The organism is Microcoleus sp. K4-B3, from assembly GCF_036704615.1.
GTDB lineage: Bacteria > Cyanobacteriota > Cyanobacteriia > Cyanobacteriales > Microcoleaceae > Microcoleus.
Genome location: NZ_JAUBSF010000025.1, coordinates 20,985 through 40,348, shown reverse-complemented (window position 1 = coordinate 40,348; position 19,364 = coordinate 20,985). Strand labels below are relative to the sequence as shown.

15 protein-coding genes are annotated in these 19,364 nt (G+C 48.3%); 5 read left to right on the top strand and 10 right to left on the bottom strand.

Features of this window, described 5'->3' with window-relative positions; all coding sequences use genetic code 11:
- Positions 1-43: 43 nt before the first annotated feature.
- From QUA78_RS13615 to QUA78_RS13585, 7 genes are all read right to left on the bottom strand, one after another.
- Positions 44-1,375, bottom strand: coding sequence for a GNAT family N-acetyltransferase (locus QUA78_RS13615; protein WP_333302019.1), 1,332 nt, complete (start codon positions 1,373-1,375; stop codon positions 44-46).
- Between the two features lie 191 nt (positions 1,376-1,566).
- Positions 1,567-2,748: a F420-0:Gamma-glutamyl ligase gene (locus tag QUA78_RS13610; protein ID WP_333302020.1), complete on the bottom strand. Its 1,182-nt coding sequence runs from the start codon at positions 2,746-2,748 to the stop codon at positions 1,567-1,569.
- A 541-nt stretch (positions 2,749-3,289) separates the two neighbouring features.
- Complete coding sequence (locus QUA78_RS13605; protein ID WP_333302021.1) at positions 3,290-3,556, bottom strand: hypothetical protein; 267 nt, start codon at positions 3,554-3,556, stop codon at positions 3,290-3,292.
- Between the two features lie 114 nt (positions 3,557-3,670).
- Positions 3,671-4,615: a GDP-L-fucose synthase gene (locus QUA78_RS13600; protein WP_333302022.1), complete on the bottom strand. Its 945-nt coding sequence runs from the start codon at positions 4,613-4,615 to the stop codon at positions 3,671-3,673.
- A 533-nt stretch (positions 4,616-5,148) separates the two neighbouring features.
- On the bottom strand, positions 5,149-6,180 hold the full coding sequence (gmd, locus tag QUA78_RS13595; RefSeq protein ID WP_333302023.1) for a GDP-mannose 4,6-dehydratase: 1,032 nt from the start codon (positions 6,178-6,180) through the stop codon (positions 5,149-5,151).
- Positions 6,181-6,406: 226 nt separating this feature from the next.
- Complete coding sequence (locus tag QUA78_RS13590; RefSeq protein ID WP_333302024.1) at positions 6,407-7,138, bottom strand: sugar transferase; 732 nt, start codon at positions 7,136-7,138, stop codon at positions 6,407-6,409.
- A gap of 315 nt (positions 7,139-7,453) precedes the next feature.
- The gene (locus QUA78_RS13585) at positions 7,454-8,623 is read right to left on the bottom strand and encodes a glycosyltransferase (protein ID WP_333302025.1); all 1,170 of its coding nucleotides are present in this window, start codon (positions 8,621-8,623) and stop codon (positions 7,454-7,456) included.
- A gap of 300 nt (positions 8,624-8,923) precedes the next feature.
- On the opposite strand from QUA78_RS13585, the gene QUA78_RS13580 reads away from it, so the two are divergent.
- Positions 8,924-11,011 (top strand): iron uptake porin, encoded by a 2,088-nt coding sequence (locus tag QUA78_RS13580; protein ID WP_445302450.1) that lies wholly within the window; start codon positions 8,924-8,926, stop codon positions 11,009-11,011.
- A gap of 380 nt (positions 11,012-11,391) precedes the next feature.
- Here QUA78_RS13580 and QUA78_RS13575 read toward each other — a convergent pair whose 3' ends face one another.
- The gene (locus tag QUA78_RS13575) at positions 11,392-13,158 is read right to left on the bottom strand and encodes an NFACT RNA binding domain-containing protein (protein WP_333302027.1); all 1,767 of its coding nucleotides are present in this window, start codon (positions 13,156-13,158) and stop codon (positions 11,392-11,394) included.
- Positions 13,159-13,554: 396 nt separating this feature from the next.
- Here QUA78_RS13575 and QUA78_RS13570 point away from each other — a divergent pair, with 396 nt between their 5' ends.
- Positions 13,555-14,142, top strand: a complete 588-nt coding sequence (locus tag QUA78_RS13570; RefSeq protein WP_333302028.1) for a hypothetical protein — start codon at positions 13,555-13,557, stop codon at positions 14,140-14,142.
- 333 nt (positions 14,143-14,475) lie between these two features.
- Here the strand turns inward: QUA78_RS13570 and QUA78_RS13565 are convergent, their stop codons facing one another.
- Entirely contained in the window at positions 14,476-14,958 is a 483-nt protein-coding gene (locus QUA78_RS13565; RefSeq protein ID WP_333302029.1) for a hypothetical protein, read from the bottom strand.
- A gap of 196 nt (positions 14,959-15,154) precedes the next feature.
- Between QUA78_RS13565 and QUA78_RS13560 the strand changes: the two genes are divergently transcribed.
- The 3 genes from QUA78_RS13560 (at position 15,155) to QUA78_RS13550 (ending at position 16,577) form a co-directional block, all read left to right on the top strand.
- Complete coding sequence (locus tag QUA78_RS13560) at positions 15,155-15,340, top strand: ribbon-helix-helix domain-containing protein (protein ID WP_333302030.1); 186 nt, start codon at positions 15,155-15,157, stop codon at positions 15,338-15,340.
- A gap of 117 nt (positions 15,341-15,457) precedes the next feature.
- On the top strand, positions 15,458-15,700 hold the full coding sequence (locus QUA78_RS13555) for a ribbon-helix-helix domain-containing protein (RefSeq protein WP_333398864.1): 243 nt from the start codon (positions 15,458-15,460) through the stop codon (positions 15,698-15,700).
- A gap of 118 nt (positions 15,701-15,818) precedes the next feature.
- Complete coding sequence (locus QUA78_RS13550) at positions 15,819-16,577, top strand: DUF429 domain-containing protein (protein ID WP_333302032.1); 759 nt, start codon at positions 15,819-15,821, stop codon at positions 16,575-16,577.
- A 74-nt stretch (positions 16,578-16,651) separates the two neighbouring features.
- Here QUA78_RS13550 and glgP read toward each other — a convergent pair whose 3' ends face one another.
- Positions 16,652-19,210, bottom strand: coding sequence for an alpha-glucan family phosphorylase (gene glgP / locus QUA78_RS13545; RefSeq protein ID WP_333398869.1), 2,559 nt, complete (start codon positions 19,208-19,210; stop codon positions 16,652-16,654).
- Positions 19,211-19,364: the final 154 nt, after the last annotated feature.

The following is a 19,364-nucleotide window of genomic DNA, read 5'->3' as shown; positions in this document are numbered from 1 at the left end:
TATTTTTTTCGGTTTTCTACCTTCTACCTTCTGCTTTCACTTATTAAGAATTGAGTTCTCCGGGCCAGCCGCCGTCTAGAGGCAATTCAGGCAATTTTAGAGGCAAAATGCTGCTGCTATCTGTTGCTGCTGATTCGGAATTTTGGAAGTTCAAGGGGTTAACTTGATTTGTTTGGCTGTTTCCTGAGTCAGCCAACAGGGGTTTAATCTCACAGGACGGGGGCCCTGCTGTCGCTTCCCCAGCCATCGGGCCGAGCCAGGACATCCTGCCCGGTACGGGTTTGCGAGTTGGCTGGAAGCTTTGCAACATTTCTGATAGCTGGAGTCCTTCGAGAGAGACCAACTTGGACTCGCGCAATTTGTGCCACACCGATCGAGACATCAGCAAACTGTGTTCCACGCGCACTGCTCCAAATTGCTCTAAATAAGCTTCCCGTTCCGGCTGATAGTCAGCGGAAGCCAGTTGCAGGCTTTGAACCGGGAAATCTTGAACGAGGCGCGCCATCTGGGACAGCAGTTCCGGGTAAAGCCAAGTGTAGGCCGGGTGTACGGTTAACTGGGCAACGTGCGGCCCTTGGCCGTTGCGGGATAGCTGCACCTGAAAATAGCCGATCGCGGCTTTGCGCTGCGGTTCAAACACGTAACCGCTGACTACCTCTGTTTTGCCCAGCCACTGTCTGGCACCTTCGACTAAAGCGCCGAAAAAACTGGTTTTGAAATCTTGAATGTGGCGATCGAATACTTGGCGCACCAGGGGTGGCATAGACGCGGTATCCAGTTGGTAGAGCAACTGAGCGTCGGCGTTGCTAACAGGCAGCAGGTTGGGCAAATCTGGGGTCGAGTTAGCCATTTCTTGCAGGCGTTCTGGGGCGATCGTCCAGTATGTCATCTGGGCCAAAGGCTGAAACCCGTTCTGCCGGTACAAAGCTAGGGAAGTTGTGTCGCCGACATTCACTTCCAACAGCCACGTCCGCGCCTCCCAGACTGCCTCAAAGCAGTACCGCAGCAGCATGGAACCAATTCCTTTGCTGCGGGCTTCCGGGTCTACTCCTATGCGATCGATCCGCCAAGTGCTGCGGGTGCGGTTGAAAGGAGAAATCTGAATTATGCCCTTAACGCTCCCCTCTTCTTCGGCAACGTGGGCACGGAACAGGGACTGACAAGGGTTGGGAAACCAGCTAAAAATCTTTAGCAGTCCGTACCAGCGACGAATCTGCTGCAACTTTCTACCTAGTACCAAGTCGCAGCTTGCGCCCTTGCGGTTTTCTGGCTCGTCGGCTGTTTCCGCACACAATTGTTCCATCGCCTCGATGTCGCGATACTGAAACGGGCGAATCACAACCTGGTTTTGGTTTTGGGAGGGAAATGAAGTCATAGCATGAAAGTGGGGAATGGAAATTTAAAAATAAAAATTCAGAAAGGGGAAGAGTTAGAGAAGTTTTGAGTTTTGAAAGCGTATATTTTGAGTTCAAAACTTAGAACTTTTGATTCTTCTCCCTTTCTTGCTCGATCGAAAATTAAAAATTTCAAATCATCTTTTTGAATTTTTAATTTTCTGTTTTCAACTCAAGATTTTTGTGGCAGAGGTCGAATTAAAACGACTGGTGTGCGCTCGTCAGCATTCCCGGCGGGGTTGCTGCGCAAGGCTTGCTCTAAAAATGTTACCGATAAATCGGAGGTCGCTGCTAATATCTTAACTGCTTTCAAGTCATTAGCGTCTACGATCGCCGCCGCAAGTCCGGTTTCTCGTTGAATTTCTTCTACAACTTGCTGGGGATTGTCTGGGCCGAGGACAATAAATTGGTCGAAGGGAGGCAAAGTCCCGGTAACGTCGTCGATCAGCCTTGCTTGTTCCCCTGCAAGTTGGTAAAAGACTCCCGGTTTGCCGAATATTTTCGCCACAGCGCCGATCGCAAATGCTGCTATTACGCGCCAAGGGCCTACTACATCAACCAACGTCTGCATCCCGCAAGCCGTGGCCAAACTCGACATGGGCAAGAAAAACAAGCACACTCGCTTTGCCACCCATCCGGGTTTGACTTCGCTGGGATGGCGGTAGCGTCCCTGCATCAAAGCTAGGGGAGTTTCTGCCAAGGCGACAATATCGCCTTTCTGGGCGCGCGGCAGCACGTACCGCTTGACAATTTCGACTGGATTGTCCAGTTCCGCCAGTATGTGAGTGCGAATCGGCAAGACTTCTGCAACTCCGACATTTCTGGCTATGGGTACGGTGTCCGAGTTCGGAAATTGCAGCGGGACTACTACGTTACGGACTTTGGGGATGCGCCCGCCGGGGCCGTAGGTGACGAAGTGTACTTGCACCCAAGCTGACTGCAATTTGGTTAAATCTTGCCCTTGAATGTCTACAGATACTTTAATTTTCGTGTTTTTTTGGGCTTTAACAATATAGCCGAACCAGTAATCGTCTGCTCTGGCTGCTGCGTCTTTGTGGCAAGGAATCACCTTTGTCTGGGAAGTAACGCCATCTAAACTTCCGTCTGACAACAGTTTCACCTGTGCCCGCACTTCCGGCAACATAATCTCAAAGCGCTGTGTCAGGTTGCGGAACTCCATTTCCCCGACTAAAAGATAGCGGTTGGGTTCGGAGATGGCTAAGTGCCATTCTCCGGCTGTTAGTTCTAGTTTATTTGCACTCCCTGTCCGGCGATAGTTCAACTCTAGGCCAAATCCGCCCAATGCTAGCAGCGAACCGGCTGCTGCGATTCCTGTTGCTAAAGTCTCAATCACTCAAATCACCGCCAATAATATTTTGTGTTTACTGTAGTCGATCTCGGGTACTTTGAGCGACGATCCGGTAGTAATTGGATTGTGCCCAGTTTGTTGGGGGCGATCGAACTTATGCAAAATTACAGGTAAGTGCGATCGCGTCTAACGCCTAAAGCGGTCAATTTGCTGTTCAAAGAACTCGTTCGTGAGTTAGATCACTCCCAAATCTGGCGTTCTTTAATCAGGGTCTGAAAAAAATAAGTTTAACATCCAGAAGCTTTGTGGATACTGGTTTCTCTGACTTGCATATTTAGCGTTTCATAACGGAAATCACCAACGCTTACATCAAATCACTTAATTCAATAATATAATATTATAATTTTTATAAAAAACGATATAATATTATGTTTATATCGTTTTTATACCTTAACTTATAAGCTGGCAATCAACATTTTTCGACAATGGTTGTTCAGCATTTACACCTATACTTATAGATATTTAATAAATATTGCTTAGTCTGAGATATCAACAGTTAATCTGCTACCAAGTCTGTATACATAAGTTATTTTTGGATGGCTAACCTAAGACTGTGCCAGATGTGCGATCGCGATCGCGCGCCTCCAACTTCTTCAAAGCCCAATGAACATGGAATGAACGCCAGCGCCGCTAGCGTAATCAATGAGTAGTGCGATCGATCTACAACTGACCAATTCTTGTTTTTCCAAGCCAGTACAGTAAATGTGGGTAATCCCAAAGTCATGCCAGTAGTCACGGTGGAATATAAAGCAAGCCAATGATTATGGCAGGTACACCATACAATAGTTTCCATACACCAATTCGCCAAGCTACTAAAGGTAGACCAATCAAGAAAACCAGATTCAGAATGCCGAGAGGTTGATAACTAAAAAAACCCGATTTCTTCAAGAAACCGGGGTTTTCATACTCAAACTGCGTGTTTTCGATACCAATCAATCGTATTTTTCAACCCTTCCTTAAACTTTACCTCCGCAACAAAACCAAACTTTTGCTTAGCCCTTTCCGTATCCAAACAGCGGCGCGGCTGACCGTTTGGTTTGTCTGTTTCCCAAACAATTTCTCCCTCAAATCCCATCAATTCGCAAATCGTTTCCACTAAATCGCGAATTTTAACTTCGCTATTCGTTCCCAAATTTACCGGGTCAGATTCACTGTAAGATTGAGCCGCCATCACAATTCCCCGCGCGGCATCTGTGGAATACAAAAACTCACGGGTAGGGCTGCCATCGCCCCAAACTGGCAGTGTTTTGTCTCCCCTTGCTTGTGCTTCGTGGACTTTGCGAATTAATGCGGGGATGACGTGGGAACTCTTGGGGTCAAAGTTATCTTCCGGGCCGTACAGATTTACTGGTAGCAAGTAGATACCGTTGAATTCGTACTGCTGGCGGTAGGATTGCAGTTGCACTAATAAAGCTTTTTTGGCAATTCCATAAGGTGCATTTGTTTCTTCAGGATAGCCGTTCCAGAGGTCGTCTTCTTTGAATGGAACAGGGGTGAATTTGGGATAAGCGCAAATAGTGCCGACGCAGACAAATTTTTCGACTCCTGCTTCGTAGGCGGCGTGGATTAGTTGCACGCCCATCATCAAATTGTCGTAAAATAATTCAGCGGGCTTGATTTTGTTTAAACCGATGCCGCCGACGTGGGCGGCGAGGTGAATGATGATATCTTGTTTGTCGGCGGCGCGCTTGCAGTTTTCCATGACGCGGAGGTCGCAGTCGATTGATCGAGTCACCGAAATTTTATCAGCATCGGCCCCTGCTTTCACTAACTGGTCGATTACCTGACGGCCCAAGAAACCGGCGCCGCCCGTGACTAGAATGCGTTTGCTGCTTAAATCCAAGCTTGTCATAAATTTAGCCTCGGGATTTTGAATAAGGGTCTATCGACAATTCCAATTCTAAAATTGTTGCTTTAGCAAAAAAAGCTTTCAGCTACAGAACGCGGTTGCCCACAAATCAGTTTTAGCTGCTGCAGATAGGGAAAATGTGAGCCGTGCACACCCTAAAGTTAGATTTATGAGCCGCGAGTCCTCAACTATCATTTTAATGTTTTTGTTAGCCCGTACATCTGAAAATTTTGCGAGCAATTAAGCTGGTTCTTTGAATGCCGATCGCGCTAATGAGTAGATGCTCGAAAAAAACCATAGTATATTGTAGGGGCGAGTACGGGTTAAGAGCGCGAGATACAAGCGAGTAGAGCAGTGAGTTCACCCGTCCTCCCATGTAATGTTTATTTGTTGCCACCTACTTAGCTGTCACAATCCTCTAATCCTTTATGAACTGTGTGCAGGGGCAACCCCCCGGTGCGCGCTTTTCGCGAAAGGGGGTCGACACGGGACACTACCCCTACAAATTGTTAGCACTGACGGCTTTGTTTAGCTACTCAATCAAATCCGTTGCCCGAACCCCGACCTTGCTGGTCTAAAGCTTTCATGTCAGCATCTACCATTAAATGTACTAACTCCTGAAAAGTTACAGAAGGTTCCCAATTTAATTGCTGGCGCGCCTTAGTCGAATCGCCAATCAACAGTTCCACTTCTGCCGGACGCAAGTAGCGTTCGTCAAACTCCACATATTTTTGCCAATCTAAATTGACGTAAGTAAAAGCCAAATCGAGAAATTCCTTAATGGAATGGGTCTCGTTAGTAGCAATGACATAATCGTCAGGCTTGTCTTTTTGCAGCATCAGCCACATCGCCCGCACGTAGTCTTTAGCATAGCCCCAGTCCCGCTTGGAATCGAGATTTCCCAAGTAAATTTTTTTCTGCTTGCCGGCGACTATTCTGGCAATGGCGCGAGTAATTTTGCGAGTTACAAAAGTTTCGCCGCGGCGGGGAGATTCGTGATTGAACAAGATGCCGTTGCAGGCAAAAAGTCCGTAAGATTCGCGATAATTTACTGTTTGCCAGTGACCGTAAACTTTGGCGCAGGCGTAAGGACTTCTGGGATAAAAAGGAGTTGTTTCCTTCTGCGGAACTTCCTGCACCAAACCAAACATTTCCGAAGAACCTGCTTGATAGAACCGCACTTCTATGCCGGTGCGGCGCTGATAGTCCCGAATTGCTTCTAGCAGGCGCAATACTCCCATTCCTACTGTGTCAACCGTATATTCCGGCGAGTCAAAACTGACTCGAACGTGAGATTGAGCGCCTAAGTTATAAATTTCTACCGGCTGAACTTCTTCCAATATCCGGCGCAGAGTAGTACCGTCGGTTAAGTCGCCGTAGTGCAGAAACAACCGCGCGCCCTCGCTATGAGGATCTACATAGATGTGGTCAATTCTATCGGTATTGAAACTCGAACTGCGCCGGATAATGCCGTGAACTTCATATCCTTTCTCTAACAGTAATTCGCTCAAGTAGGAGCCGTCTTGACCTGTAATACCTGTTATTAGCGCTCGCTTGCGTTGCGTCATCTGATTTTCCTTTGACAGGCTGTGTTAATTCACTTCGGACTTTCTGGGCAGAGGCTGTTGTTGCCTGTCGGTCCTCTTCTCAAACTCTACGTTAACTCACAATCCTTCGATCGGCATCAAGGAACTGTTTAGTTTTGACAAAGAGTTTGTCGCTTGCTGTCAGTAGTCAGCATCAGTGGTCAGTAACAAATAAAACTAACTACCGATTGCTGACTGCGGACAAAAATTAATATGCGCCGTTATTTTTGGGAAATATCACAACTCCAATTGTTTTGAAAACAATCCACATATCCATCCAAAGGTTTTTGTCATTTGCGTAATAGAGGTCGATTTGGACTCGGCGGGGATATGGAATGTCGTTGCGACCGGACACTTGCCACAAGCCTGTAATTCCAGGTCTTATGGTGAGAATTTTGTTGATGTGACGGCCGTATCTCGGCAGTTCTTCTTCAACTAAAGGTCTCGGCCCGACGACGCTCATATCTCCTTTTAAAACATTCCAAAACTGGGGAAATTCGTCTAAACTTGTCATTCGTAAAAATCTTCCAATCCAGGTAATTCGAGGGTCTTGTTTCAGCTTGAAATTGTCCTCAAACTCTTGACGCAAATGCGGAGATTTTTCCATGATTTCCAGCAATATGTCGTCCGCATTTTCCACCATCGTTCTGAATTTAAGGCAATAAAACCTTTTACGGTTTTTGCCTACTCGTTCCTGTACGTAAAAAATAGGCCCGGACGAGCTTAAGGCGATCGAGAAAGCCAAAAGCAGGTAAACCGGAGCAAACAGGATCAGAACCGATAAGGAAAACAGGATGTCAAATAACCGCTTGAAAAGTTCTCCGTCGAGGCTCTGTAGAGAACGACTTATGCGTCTATCTCCTTGCAGGACAGGCTGAAAACCGCGTCTTGCGATCGCTCGAATTACCTTGCCGGAGATTAGTTGGCTGTCGGCAGTCATCTTACTCCTTCACTTCACACCACACACAGTCCTGATCATAAAGCCTCAAGACGCTTTGTTCTCTGAATTATGTTTCAAATACTCAATTTTCTGCCTTCTGAATACTTGAGAAGGCAGAATGCAGCTATTTTGAAGGCAGCGGAAGCTGAAGGCATAAGGCTTCTGAAGGAAAAAGTCCGATGGAAGCCGTCAAGCGTGAAGAGGGCACAAAGCACTTATACAGAGGGCTTCTGAAGGCACTTATGCAAAAGGCACAAGGCAGAAGGCAGATTTGCCCCTTCTGGCCTTCCGGCTTTCTCCCCCTCTCCCACTCTCTCAACTCCCAGACTTGGTAAAAAAATCGCGGGATTGAAATTCCTGATAGCAGCGTTCCACAAAAGCTAGATAGCGTTGCCCAAAGACTTCGGGGGCAAACTGTTCAGCGCGCAACCGGCAGATTTCTGGTCCAAATTTACCTTGCAACTGCTCAAATTCTTCGACAGCTTCGACTAATGCTGCTGCGGTTTGGGAGGAAAAAAATAAACCTGTCCCAGTCGCTGGGTGTTGGCGAATGTCGAGCACTGTCTCCAAAGCGCCCCCTGCTGCATAGGAAATTACCGGCGTTCCGCAAGCTTGAGCCTCTACCAAAGCTATGCCAAAATCTTCACAAGCTGCATATACAAAGGCTTTCGCCTCTGCCATGTATTTTTCAACTATTTCGGCGGGCTGCCAGCCGAGCACTTGCACGTTGGGTTTGGCTATTTGCCGAATCATTTCTAATTCTGGCCCGGTGCCGATAACAATTAGAGTATGCCCGAGTTGATTGAATGCTTGGACGATCGCACTAACGTTTTTGTAACTTACCAACCGGCAAACTGTGACGTAAAAGTCTTGTTTTTGCCGCATCAAGGAAAATCGATCGATGTTTACCGGCGGATAAATCACCTGGGCCCGCCGCCGGTAACACCGCCAAATTCGGCGCGCCGTGTGTTGGGAGTTGGCGATGAAATAATCAACGCGGTTGGCGGAAATTACGTCCCACTGCCGCAGTCGGTGCAACAAATATCGCGTCAGCAGGCCCGGGATGCCCCGTCCGGCTTTGCTGCTGCGCAAATAGTCAAAAGTTAAGTCCCAAGCGTAGCGCATGGGCGTGTGGCAGTAGCAGACGTGCAGTTGCTGGGGACTGGTGAGGATGCCTTTGGCGACGGCGTGGGATGATGAGAGGATGATGTCGTATTCTCGCAAATCTAGTTGTTCGATCGCGATCGGCAGCAAGGGCAAATATTTTTGGACACCGCTGCGGGCTCCGGGAAAGTGCTGCAAAAATGTTGTGCCAATCTTTCTTTGGAAAAGATAGCTTTCGGGATTAGCTGATTCAAAGTCGATGAGGGCATAGACATCTGCCTCGTCTACGTGTTTGAGGATTTCCTGCACTACGAGTTCTGAACCGCCAGTAGCTAAGGGCGTCAACCATTCGTGAACTAGGGCGTATTTGAGTTTTTTCACTTGTTATGTAGCCGATCGAACGATGTGTTAGCGCCAGTTCTGTCAATATTAATCTTACTGAGGGAGCACTTACGCAATATCCAGGCATCTAGCAGGTTTCTACGTAGATATCTAGATCGAACCAAGGATTTTGGGAATAAACGGGGTTGTTGTGAAATTCAGCGACAGCAAAACTGCACTCTCCGGCAGTGATTTCCCCAATTGTTGACAAGAAATACTATTAGGCGGAATACTGAAGGTGATTTGCGAGCGCCTAAATCTTCGGAACGGGCGATCGGCTCAATGTGGTGTGAGGTAAAAATGTCAAGAATTTTGTGGAAGGGACTTTTAGTTAGTCCCGCAGTATTGGCAGCAAGTTTAGTCGTATCTTCGAGGGCGCTAGCAGCAGAGCAACCTGTAGAAATTGCCGCGACCGAGCAAGCTCATCAATTGCAATTAGCAGGTGCTGCCACCGAGGTGGAAAAGTCTGAGATAGCAGCGGTTACGGCCGAAACAGCGTCAGTAGCTAGCAACTTGACTGTTGATACTATTGAGAAAGAAAGTGCGAACCTCTACGAGGCCTTCGCTAACGATCCGATCGCCCCAGTTGCCGAACAGGCAAAAGCATTGGAAGTTGCAGCAGCAGATTTAAGCGAAACCAAACCCGCAGTCGCGCCCGCCAATTTAAGTGTTGAACAACCTGTCGCGGAGCAAATTCCCGCAGTCGCGCCCGCAAAATTAAGCGAAACGCAACCCGCCGTTGCACCAGCTAATTTAAGCGCGGAAAAATCCGTCGCACAACCCGAGCCGATTTCCCAATCGACTAATCCAAGTGCCCAACCTCAAGCACAGTCAAATGTTTTAGAACAAATCAACCAATACAGCGCAGAAGACAGTAGCAGCGAAGATGCGGCAGGCCAAGTCACCTCTGTTTCGCAACTTTCCGACGTTCGGCCCACAGATTGGGCGTTCCAAGCTTTGCAATCCCTAGTAGAGCGCTACGGGTGCATAGCTGGCTATCCTGACGGCACTTTTCGCGGCAACCGGGCGATGACTCGCTACGAGTTTGCAGCAGGTTTAAATGCGTGTTTGGATAAAGTTAGCGAGCTGATTCAAGGCGGTTCCAGAAATCTGGCGACGCGAGAAGATTTGGCTTCTGTGCAAAGGTTGCAAGAAGAATTTGCGGCGGAATTGGCAACTTTACGTGGCCGCGTCGATGCTTTGGAAGCGCGCGCCTCTGAATTAGAAGCAAATCAGTTTTCAACTACAACTAAACTCAACGGCGAAGTGGTATTTGCTTTGACTGGAATCGCCAGAGGAGATGATGCCGAGGGTCGCGAAGCTGATCAAACGACGGCTTTTGGCAGCAGGGTTCGGATCAATTTCGACACGAGTTTCTCTGGCGAAGATTTGCTGAGAACTCGACTGCAAGTTTTAAATTTGGGTTCGTTTTCTACTAATAATACGAAAACCGCTGAAGGGGAATTGCGGTTTAATGCCGGGCCTTTTGGCGAGGCTAGCAATACTGTAGGTTTAGATGCGCTGCTTTACCAATTCCCTCTCGGCAAAAGCACTACTGTAATTCTAGAAGCCAACGCCGGCGCGGCTGACGATTTTACCAACACAGTCAACCCTTACTTTGACGGAGACGGCGGCTACGGCGCTCTTTCTAACTTCGGTACTCGCAACCCGATTTACCATTTGACTGGCGGTTCTGGCATCGCTCTGCGGCATCAGTTTGGGGAAAAACTGGAGCTGAGTTTAGGATATTTGGCCGGCAATGCCGCGAGCCCGACGCGGGGTAACGGTTTGTTCAACGGTTCTTACGGCGGTTTGGCTCAGTTGACTTTCAAACCGAACGATAACATGGCTTTAGGTTTAACTTACGTTAATTCCTACAACTTTGTTACCGGTACCGGCAGCAATGCTTCTAATTTCCCGGTGCGTCTCGGTTCCTTCGGGTTCGACAGCGATAGCACTCTCCCGGTTTCTAGCAATTCCTACGGCGCGCAAGCTTCGTGGCAGTTGAACCGGGGATTTGCAATTGGCGGTTGGGCGGGTTACACCAACCAGCGCATTTTATCCAACTTGGCTACTCCTACCGGTTCTGTGCAGCGGGGGGATCAAAAAATCTGGAACTGGGCAGTTACTTTGGCTTTTCCCGATTTGTTGAAAGAAGGAAATGTGGCGGGAATTCTGGTAGGTATGGAACCCAGGGTGACGAATTCTACTAATCGGACTTTGCCGGAAGATAAGGATACTTCGCTGCACCTTGAAGGTTTTTATCAGTTTAAGTTGAGCGACAATATTTCTATCACTCCTGGCCTGATTTGGCTGACTGCTCCCGACCACAATAAGGATAATTCTGATTTGGTGATTGGGGTGATCAGAACGACGTTTACTTTCTAGGAGCGGGTTTAATTTTTAAACAGAAACGACCAGCTTTAGCAAAAGCTGGTCTGCACAAATAGTTAAATCCGTTGTGTTCCCACAGTGTTGTTCTCACAGTGAGGAAACCCAAGTTGCACGTTTCTTTGCAAAGGGTTCTAAAAGAAATATCATCTCTCTTAAGCGGTATTATAACAACAAAATTTAATTTTCTGTAATAAAAGTTTACATTACAGGCGAATTTTAATTATGAGGGGACGATCGCACTCCCGGTAACTTTGTATAATCAAACCGGAGTTCAAAAATCCGGTTTCTGCGTAGGTTTATCGGTTCCAAACAGGTTATTTTGCGTAAGAACGAGGTTTCGATTGCCGATCGACCATTCTCACACTTTGTATAAATCAAGCCGGAGCTTGCTGCGGTCTGCCCCAGACAATCCGCTCCTGCTTGTATACAACCATACCCGGTTTCGCGCCTTTCGGCTTGTATACATATTTCGGTTCTGTATAAACCACCGGGACTTGTTCGCTGTTGCGGGCGCGACTGTAGTAAGCAGTCATGTCAGCGGCAAATTGCAAATCAGTTTCTTCAGCCACAGTACCGGGTTTGAGACGCAGCAAAGCGTGGCTTCCGGGAATCTCTAGGGTGTGGAACCACAAGTCGTAGTCGTTGGCGGTGCGAAAAGTGAGTTGGTCGTTTTGACGATTGTTGCGCCCGATTAATAATTCAAAGCCGCTGGGGGTTTGGTAGCGGTGAAATTCGATCGCAGCATTTTTGTCGGTACTGCGGTAATCTGGTACGTCTAGATATTTTTGTTGGATCAGTTCTTCGCGGATTTCGGCGAGGGTTTGCAAATCTTGGGTGTTGCGGTAGGTTTCCAAGACTGAAAGTGCGACTTCAACTTGTTCTAAATAGTCGATTTCTTCCTGTACGGCGGCTAACAAAGGTTCTACTGCAATGCGGGCTCTTTTAAGTTTTTGGTGTTTTTTGTAGAGGGCTTGAGCGTTTTGAACGGCGTTTTTTTCCGGGTTTAGGGGAATGATAACTGGTTTTTCGGTTTCAAAGTCGGGGAGAGAAATCGATTTCATTCCCGGTTCCCAATGCTGCAAATTTGCCATCAGCAAGTCGGCTTGGGATTTGTGGGTGTCGGCGTCTGCTGATTGCTGCAAGCGTTCTTTAAATGTGTTGGCTTTGAGGCGCAGTTTTGCCAGGACGTTGTTGAGTTTTTGGGTAAGCTGATGCCGCAGTTGGGCGAATACTTGTTGATTGATTTCGCCTGTGTAGTAGCTGTTAAGTATTTCTTGAACGGAAGAGAAGGAAGAAGGAACAGAGGAGTTAGATTCGTTTCGAGATTCTGCCTCTTTTATATCCGGTGTCGGCCAATCGATGACGGTGTAGCCTTCGGCGGTAAAACTCGGGTGAAATTTGGAATTTTCTAGGCATTGCAGCCAGTATAGCCAGCGCTGGAATAGTTGCTGCCAGTCGTCGGGATTGAGGCTGTCGGTGGATTGTTCGGGGTCTAAATTTGCCGATCGAATCATTGACAAAACTAAGGCTTTACTCATTCCTCGGTAATTCTTCAGCAGATTGCCCTTTAATTGACCGGGAACCAGGCTAATTCGCGATTGCCAGCGGTTTTGAGATTCGCTCAGACTCGGGACTGCATCGGTCAAAGACGGGGGCATTTCGTAGGGTTGCCCGGTTTGGATGGGACGAACGGTGGACTGTTTGGCGCTGACTTGGTGGGCGCAGGTGACAACGAGGTTGTCTTGGGCGGTGAGGATGACGTTGCTGTACTTGCCCATGATTTCGGCAAAGAGGTGCCAGAGGGGGGGTTCTCCGGGGCGTTTGGCGAATTGCAAGTCGATGACTCTTTCCCAGGATGCAACGGGGGCGATGGAAACTAAGGCTAAACCGCTGAGTTGGTGCCGCAGTTGTTCGCTGAAGGTGAAGGTGTCGGGAATGCGGGGCGGGGGGTCGCCGACGCAGATGCGGGCGGCGACAGGATGCCAGGAAAGGTCAATCCAGCCGCGCCCTTTCATGGTACGGAGGGCCAGGGAAACGGTAAATCGATCGCGCTGGTAGACTTGTTCTAAGCGCGCTGGCAGCCATTGGGCTCGCAGTTCGCTGCAAGCTGCGGTTAAAGTTGTAAAGTCTACGGGTTGCACGGTGGCCTCTTTGCGATCGAACTATCTATTTCTATGCTGACAGATATCGGTCGTATTTGACCGATTGTATCAAAGTTTTGAAAGCGAATTTGAAAATCGGTTGAAAATCCGCTGATTGGAAATCCGGGCTGCTAATGTGCGATCGTACCTTGCAAATATAGGATACAACTTTCAAATACAGGACACAACTTGCAAATATAGGACACAACTTTCAAATACAGGACACAACTTTTAAATACAGGACACAACAATGTTGTGTCCCTACCTAATATTACGATCGAACCCCTCTCTTTCCATCTCCCTCTGCGCCCTCTGCGCCCTCTGCGGTACAATTCATCAAAAAAATCCAGTAAAAAGCGAGTCTGCTGCACCTATTCGTATGTTATTGTTAGTTAAATGGAAAACATATCTGTTCTAGAACAAGCCACTAAATCGAATACTAAACCATCTCCCGCCGCCGTAGTTACAGCTCTCCTAGAAGCCGAGAAAAACGCGAAACAAAATAAAATTCGCTATTCTTTCGAGCAATTAATCGGCAACTGGCAACTCTGCTTTATCACCGGCACCAAAAAGACTCGACAAAAAGCGGGGATTGTCTTGGGTGCTGGACGTTACATCCCTCAGTGGATTGCGAAAATTCAAATTGCTTATTCGGTCGAACCTGTTGCTGAAGGGGAAGAGAATAGCGAAATCGGCAGGGTGGAGAATTCGGTGCAAGTTGGGGCGATCGCACTAACTCTTTCGGGGCCGACTAAGTTTTTGGTTAATAAAAATATTTTAGCTTTTGATTTTACCAGACTTACTGTGAAATTGTTGGGTAAAACTGTGTATCAAGGAGTTATTCGCGGTGGAGAAGGGCGGGAGGCGGAATTTTTTAGTTTGAGTGTGGGGAAGCAGGCATTTTTTGCATATTTTCTGGTAGAAAGTGGGATAATTGCGGCTAGGGGCAGGGGCGGCGGATTGGCTTTATGGCAGAGAGTTTAGGTGAAAATGTGCGATCGGGAGATAAGAGTATTCATTGGTGTCAACTTATCTGTATCTCTCGTTTGTATCCAAGTGTATATCCCCCTAAACCCTCAGGGCTGTTTCATTCTCCCGAAGCCCGCCAGAAGCCTGCCAGGGGTTGAAACCCCTGTCTCATAGCTGAAGTCGTCTTCAGACGACTGAAAGAGTCATTTATAGTCCTCTTAAGAGGACTTTTGCTATGAGGCGGGGGTTTTAACCCCCGACGGACTTTTGCTATTAAGCGGAGGTTAAAACCCCCGACGGACTTAATACGGAGTCGCTACAATTGTTATCGTCATTTGTGTTTATTGATTAGGGTCGATCGCACACAACTTCAAACACACCCCCTGGAATAAACCGACACAAAGCCCTCCGGCGATCGTCCGCATCTTGGCGATTGACAAAACGCGCGATCGTATAGTGCTCAGCATTCGGTAAAATTCGGACGATCGCCCAAGAATTGCGATCGCCCTGCTTTGAGTTTTCAGGTGTTTTCCCTCGCGAATTTGAGTTGAGTTCGATCGCCCTGCGATCGGAAATCGTCGGAGAATTGGCTTTTCTGAGAGTGTTGAGGTAGCGGGCGATCGTACTTCCTTTGAGATTCGCCCCGACGCGCAGAATCAGAAACACCGCCAAGCTTTCGAGCTCTGGCCCAGTCATGCGCGCGCCATCGGCCTCAAAATCCTCATCAGAGTAGCTGCGGATACCCGACAGCAGTTGCGTGATACCAAAATCATCTAAAGCTTGTTGATAGCCGCGGTTATATTCCTTCCCGTCGCTCACAGGCTTTACCATAGAAATAGTCTCCTTACGTATTTAGGGAGCCATCAGCCAGCGACGAACTTTCCTAGGGATCTCGCTGGCTTTTGACTTTCTCAGATTATACCACTTAAGCGCTACATATATGTGTCGTAAATGACGTGAACTCGACAAGATAGCCCAGATACAGCACAATGACGATCGCCGTAGACAAGAAAATACTGAGCCTCTGATGACCAAACGCTTAACCACTTATTTGGCTGATGGAATCCATGACATCCTTGAAGAGTGGGCAAGTCAAGAACGCCGTTCAGTCAGCAGCTTGTCAGCATTCATTTTGGAGCAAGCAGCCAGAGAACGCCAAAAGGAAATGAAACAACAGCCCCAGCCATCGGATGAGAAGCAGGAGAAGAGTTGAGTGCTGTTCGTTCGTGCGATCTCTCAAAAAGAGGGAGGACTAAAGTCCTTTGACTTTTTGAAACTATAGCATAGATATAGCACACATAAATGCTTTAAATGAGCCAAACTCGACAGGATGGTCCAGATACAGCACAATTACGATCGGCTTAAACTAAAAAATAATCAATCTCTGATGACCAAACGCTTAGCGACCTATTTAGCCGATGGAATCTATGACATCCTTGAAGAGTGGGCAAAAGATGAACGCCGTTCAGTCAGCAGCTTGTCAGCATTCATTTTGGAGCAAGCAGCCAGAGAACGTCAAAAGGAAATGAAACAACAGCCCCCGCCATCGGATGAGAAGCAGGAGAAGAGTTGAGTGCGGTTCGTGCGATCGATCTTTTACTCCCTTCCCGGTAGAACATTATCTACTTCTTCCTTCTTCTTCCCTCTTCTTCCTTCGTGTCCTTCGCGTCTTCGCGGTTCAATAATACTAAATGAAATTTATCGGCATAGACTTAGGTTGGAGTTCAGGAGCAAGCGGTTTGTGCTGCTTAAATTGGGAAAACGATCGACTGCAATTAATAGAGTGCGATCGCCAACAATCCCTGAACGACATCCTCACCTGGATCGATACCCAAGTCTCCCCAACCGAAAGTGCGATCGTCGCCGTAGACGCCCCCACAATCATCGCTAACCTAACCGGAATGCGCGCGGCCGACAAACTCACCCACAAACACTTCGGGCGCTACCACGCAGGCTGCTATCCCGCCAATCTTTCCCGCCCCTTCGCCCAAAAAACAATCGAATTCGGCCTCAGTTTAGAAGCCAGAGGATTTGTCCACGCACCGATAATAGAATCTCAAAAACTAGGCAGATATCAAATAGAAGTCTATCCTCATCCAGCCACAATAAACTTATTTAAATTAGACAAAATCATCAAATACAAAAAAGGAAAACTGGCAGAACGTCAACTAGAATTGATGAAACTCTGCCAGTATATTATAGATATTTTACCGAGCCTTGAACCCTCTCTAAATCTGTCTTGTGGCACAGGCAAGATGCCTGTGAGTCTCGGCGGTTTAATTCCCTTAGAAATTCCCACCAGCATCGCCACCCTCAAAGCCTTAGAAGACCAGCTAGATGCTTTGCTCTGCGCTTATATCGGCGCTCACTGGTGGTACTGGGGAATAGAGCGAAATTTGGTTTTGGGCGATCGCACAACCGGCTACATCGTCATTCCCCAACTTCGATAACACGAGAGGAAGAATGACAGAATAGGGCATGACAACAGTCAACAGTCAACAGTCAACAGTCAACAGTCAACTGACTAATGTGCCCAAAGAATCACGCCAGCTTCATAAGGACTGCTGAGATTATCGTGCTTGGGCAAAACCCGCAACGACAAACCTTGCAAACCGCTAGAAGTATAAGTAATGTCAGCCGTATAAAGACTGGCATTGTGAGAATCTTCTCCCAAATACTCCATCACCACCGGCACGCCGCCGACAATATTTCCGTTAGCATCAACCGAACCTTGATAAAGTTCGACTTGCACGTCCGCAGGCGTCAATCCCATCAGATTAATGCGAGATTTAACAGCGATCGACTGATTGACCTTAACTTCCTTATCCTGGGAAATATCAACAGCCTCAATCTTAATATCCTGCCACTTCGCGAGAACGTGCTTCTTCCAGTGAGACAACTCCTTCGCCGGAGCGCAATTATCCGAAGTCATGGTGTGGAATCGATCGCTCACCGGGAAATATGCCCGCCGCGCGTAATCCTTCACCATGCGAGCAGTATTGAACAAAGGACAATTCAAGCGAATAGAATCCTTCATTTTCGCCGTCCAACCGCGGGGAATGCCGTCATCATCCCGGTTGTAAAACAGCGGTACAACTTCCTTTTCCATCAAGTCGTACAAAGCATTCGCCTCGACCTCATCCTGATACTTAGTATCTTCGTAAAACTCCCCATGTCCGATCGGCCAACCGGTACGAACATAATCAGCCTCATCCCACCATCCGTCAAGAATGCTCAGATTCGGCAAACCGTTCATCGAAGCTTTCATCCCGGAAGTACCGGAAGCCTCACGCGGGCGGCGCGGCGTATTCAGCCACACATCGCAGCCCGACACCATCATCCGAGCGACGTTAATGTCGTAGTTCGGCAAAAACACCATCGAACTCATCGTCTCGTGCTCGCGGATGAAGTGAACGATATCCCGAATCAATTCCTTACCCGGAATATCCATCGGGTGAGCCTTCCCAGCAATCACAAACTGCACCGGGCGATTTTGATCCCGCATGATCCGCATAATTCGATCGACATCGCGCAAAAACAGCGTCGCCCGCTTGTAAGTAGCAAAGCGGCGTGCAAACCCGATCGTCAGCACCTTGGGATTGAGAGCTTCCCGCGCGTGTTCGATTTCCGTTTGGGCCGCACCGCGCTCGCGCAAAGTCTTTTGCAGCCACTCCCGTGCGAACACCACCAACTCCGATCGACAGCGTTCGTGATTGCGCCACAGTTCCTCATCAGGAATCGACGAAAGCCTGTCCCAGAGACGATCGTCCTTACCGGTCATTTCCCAGTCCGGGCCGAGGTATCGATCGTACAACTCCTGAGTAGACTTCGCCACACAACTGCGAGCGTGAACCCCGTTGGTAATGGAAGTAATCGGCACTTCTTCCTGTGGCAAACCCGGCCACAATCCCTGAAACATGGGGCGCGACACCACACCGTGCAAAGCCGCCACCCCGTTGACAAAACTCGACATTTTAATAGCCAAAATTGCCATATTCAGAGGCCCGGACAAATCGCGAGTATTCTCCCGGCCCAATCCCAGAAACTCATCTTGCGACAAGCCAAACATCTTGGGATATTGACCGAGATAGTGCATCACCATATCGGGCTCGAACAAGTCAAACCCAGCAGGCACCGGCGTGTGAGTCGTAAACATACTGCTCGAAACCACCACCTGTTCCGCTTCCACGAAACTCAGGTGATATTCCTCCATCAGCATCCGAATGCGTTCCAAAGCCATGAAAGCCGCGTGGCCTTCATTCATGTGATAAGCCGTAACTGTCAGCCCCAATGCCTTGAGCATTTTCACGCCGCCGATGCCCAGCATGATTTCTTGGTGCATCCGCAGAGTTTTGTCACCGCCGTACAGTTGGTCGCTAATATCTTGGTCGTAGCGGCTGTTAGGTTCAATATTTGTATCCATCAGGTACAAAGGAACCGTTCCCACTTGTACCCGCCAAATCCGGGCATACACCTTGCGGCCGGGATAGTCTACCTCAATCCGCAATTCCGAACCGTCGGGATTGCGTTCTGGGTGCAGCGGCATATTGTAGAAATCGTTGAGCGGATAGCGTTCTTGCTGCCAGCCGTCGGCGTTGAGATACTGCGAAAAATAGCCTTCTTGGTAAAGCAGGCCGACACCGACTAAGGGCAAGCCCAAATCGCTAGCTGATTTGAGGTGGTCGCCCGCGAGCACGCCCAAACCGCCGGAATAGATCGGTAGGGCTTTAACTAAGCCGAATTCCATCGAAAAGTAAGCGTAGCATTCTTGCTGCTCTGTACCGCGCTGTTTGCGGTACCAGGGGCGATTTTTGAGATAATCGTCTAACTGCTGGGCTGCTCGGTTCATTTGGGCAATGAAGCCTTCGTCTTCTGCCATTTCTTGCAGTCGCTCTTGAGATATGGTTCCGAGCATCAGCACCGGGTTTTGGTTGCTGGAGTCCCACAGGTCTCGATCGAGGCGGCGGAAGAGGTCTTTGGTATCGACGTTCCAGTCCCAGTGCAAATTGTAGGCAAGCTTGCGCAGGGGTTCGAGAATTGTCGGTAGCGAGGGGGAAACGTTAAATGTGCGAATCGGCTGCATAGACAAAGCTTTTATGTTGGAGTAGCGATATTTTCCTCTGTCTTTAGGTACAAGTCCGTTATTCTGCACACTATTTTAAGTTTTAACAAGCGCGGGCGACCATCTGTATCGAAACGACGCCGTGCCGTGTCCCTACCCCAGCTAAGCTTTTAAC

Excerpts from the sequence above, each read along its gene's own strand:
- QUA78_RS13615 (WP_333302019.1), bottom strand. The coding sequence starts at position 1,375 with ATGACTTCATTTCCCTCCCAAAACCAAAACCAGGTTGTGATTCGCCCG.
- QUA78_RS13605 (WP_333302021.1), bottom strand. The coding sequence starts at position 3,556 with ATGGAAACTATTGTATGGTGTACCTGCCATAATCATTGGCTTGCTTTA.
- QUA78_RS13600 (WP_333302022.1), bottom strand. The coding sequence starts at position 4,615 with ATGACAAGCTTGGATTTAAGCAGCAAACGCATTCTAGTCACGGGCGGC.
- gmd (WP_333302023.1), bottom strand. The coding sequence starts at position 6,180 with ATGACGCAACGCAAGCGAGCGCTAATAACAGGTATTACAGGTCAAGAC.
- QUA78_RS13590 (WP_333302024.1), bottom strand. The coding sequence starts at position 7,138 with ATGACTGCCGACAGCCAACTAATCTCCGGCAAGGTAATTCGAGCGATC.
- QUA78_RS13580 (WP_445302450.1), top strand. The coding sequence starts at position 8,924 with ATGTCAAGAATTTTGTGGAAGGGACTTTTAGTTAGTCCCGCAGTATTG.
- QUA78_RS13570 (WP_333302028.1), top strand. The coding sequence starts at position 13,555 with ATGGAAAACATATCTGTTCTAGAACAAGCCACTAAATCGAATACTAAA.
- QUA78_RS13565 (WP_333302029.1), bottom strand. The coding sequence starts at position 14,958 with ATGGTAAAGCCTGTGAGCGACGGGAAGGAATATAACCGCGGCTATCAA.
- QUA78_RS13560 (WP_333302030.1), top strand. The coding sequence starts at position 15,155 with ATGACCAAACGCTTAACCACTTATTTGGCTGATGGAATCCATGACATC.
- QUA78_RS13555 (WP_333398864.1), top strand. The coding sequence starts at position 15,458 with ATGGTCCAGATACAGCACAATTACGATCGGCTTAAACTAAAAAATAAT.
- QUA78_RS13550 (WP_333302032.1), top strand. The coding sequence starts at position 15,819 with ATGAAATTTATCGGCATAGACTTAGGTTGGAGTTCAGGAGCAAGCGGT.
- glgP (WP_333398869.1), bottom strand. The coding sequence starts at position 19,210 with ATGCAGCCGATTCGCACATTTAACGTTTCCCCCTCGCTACCGACAATT.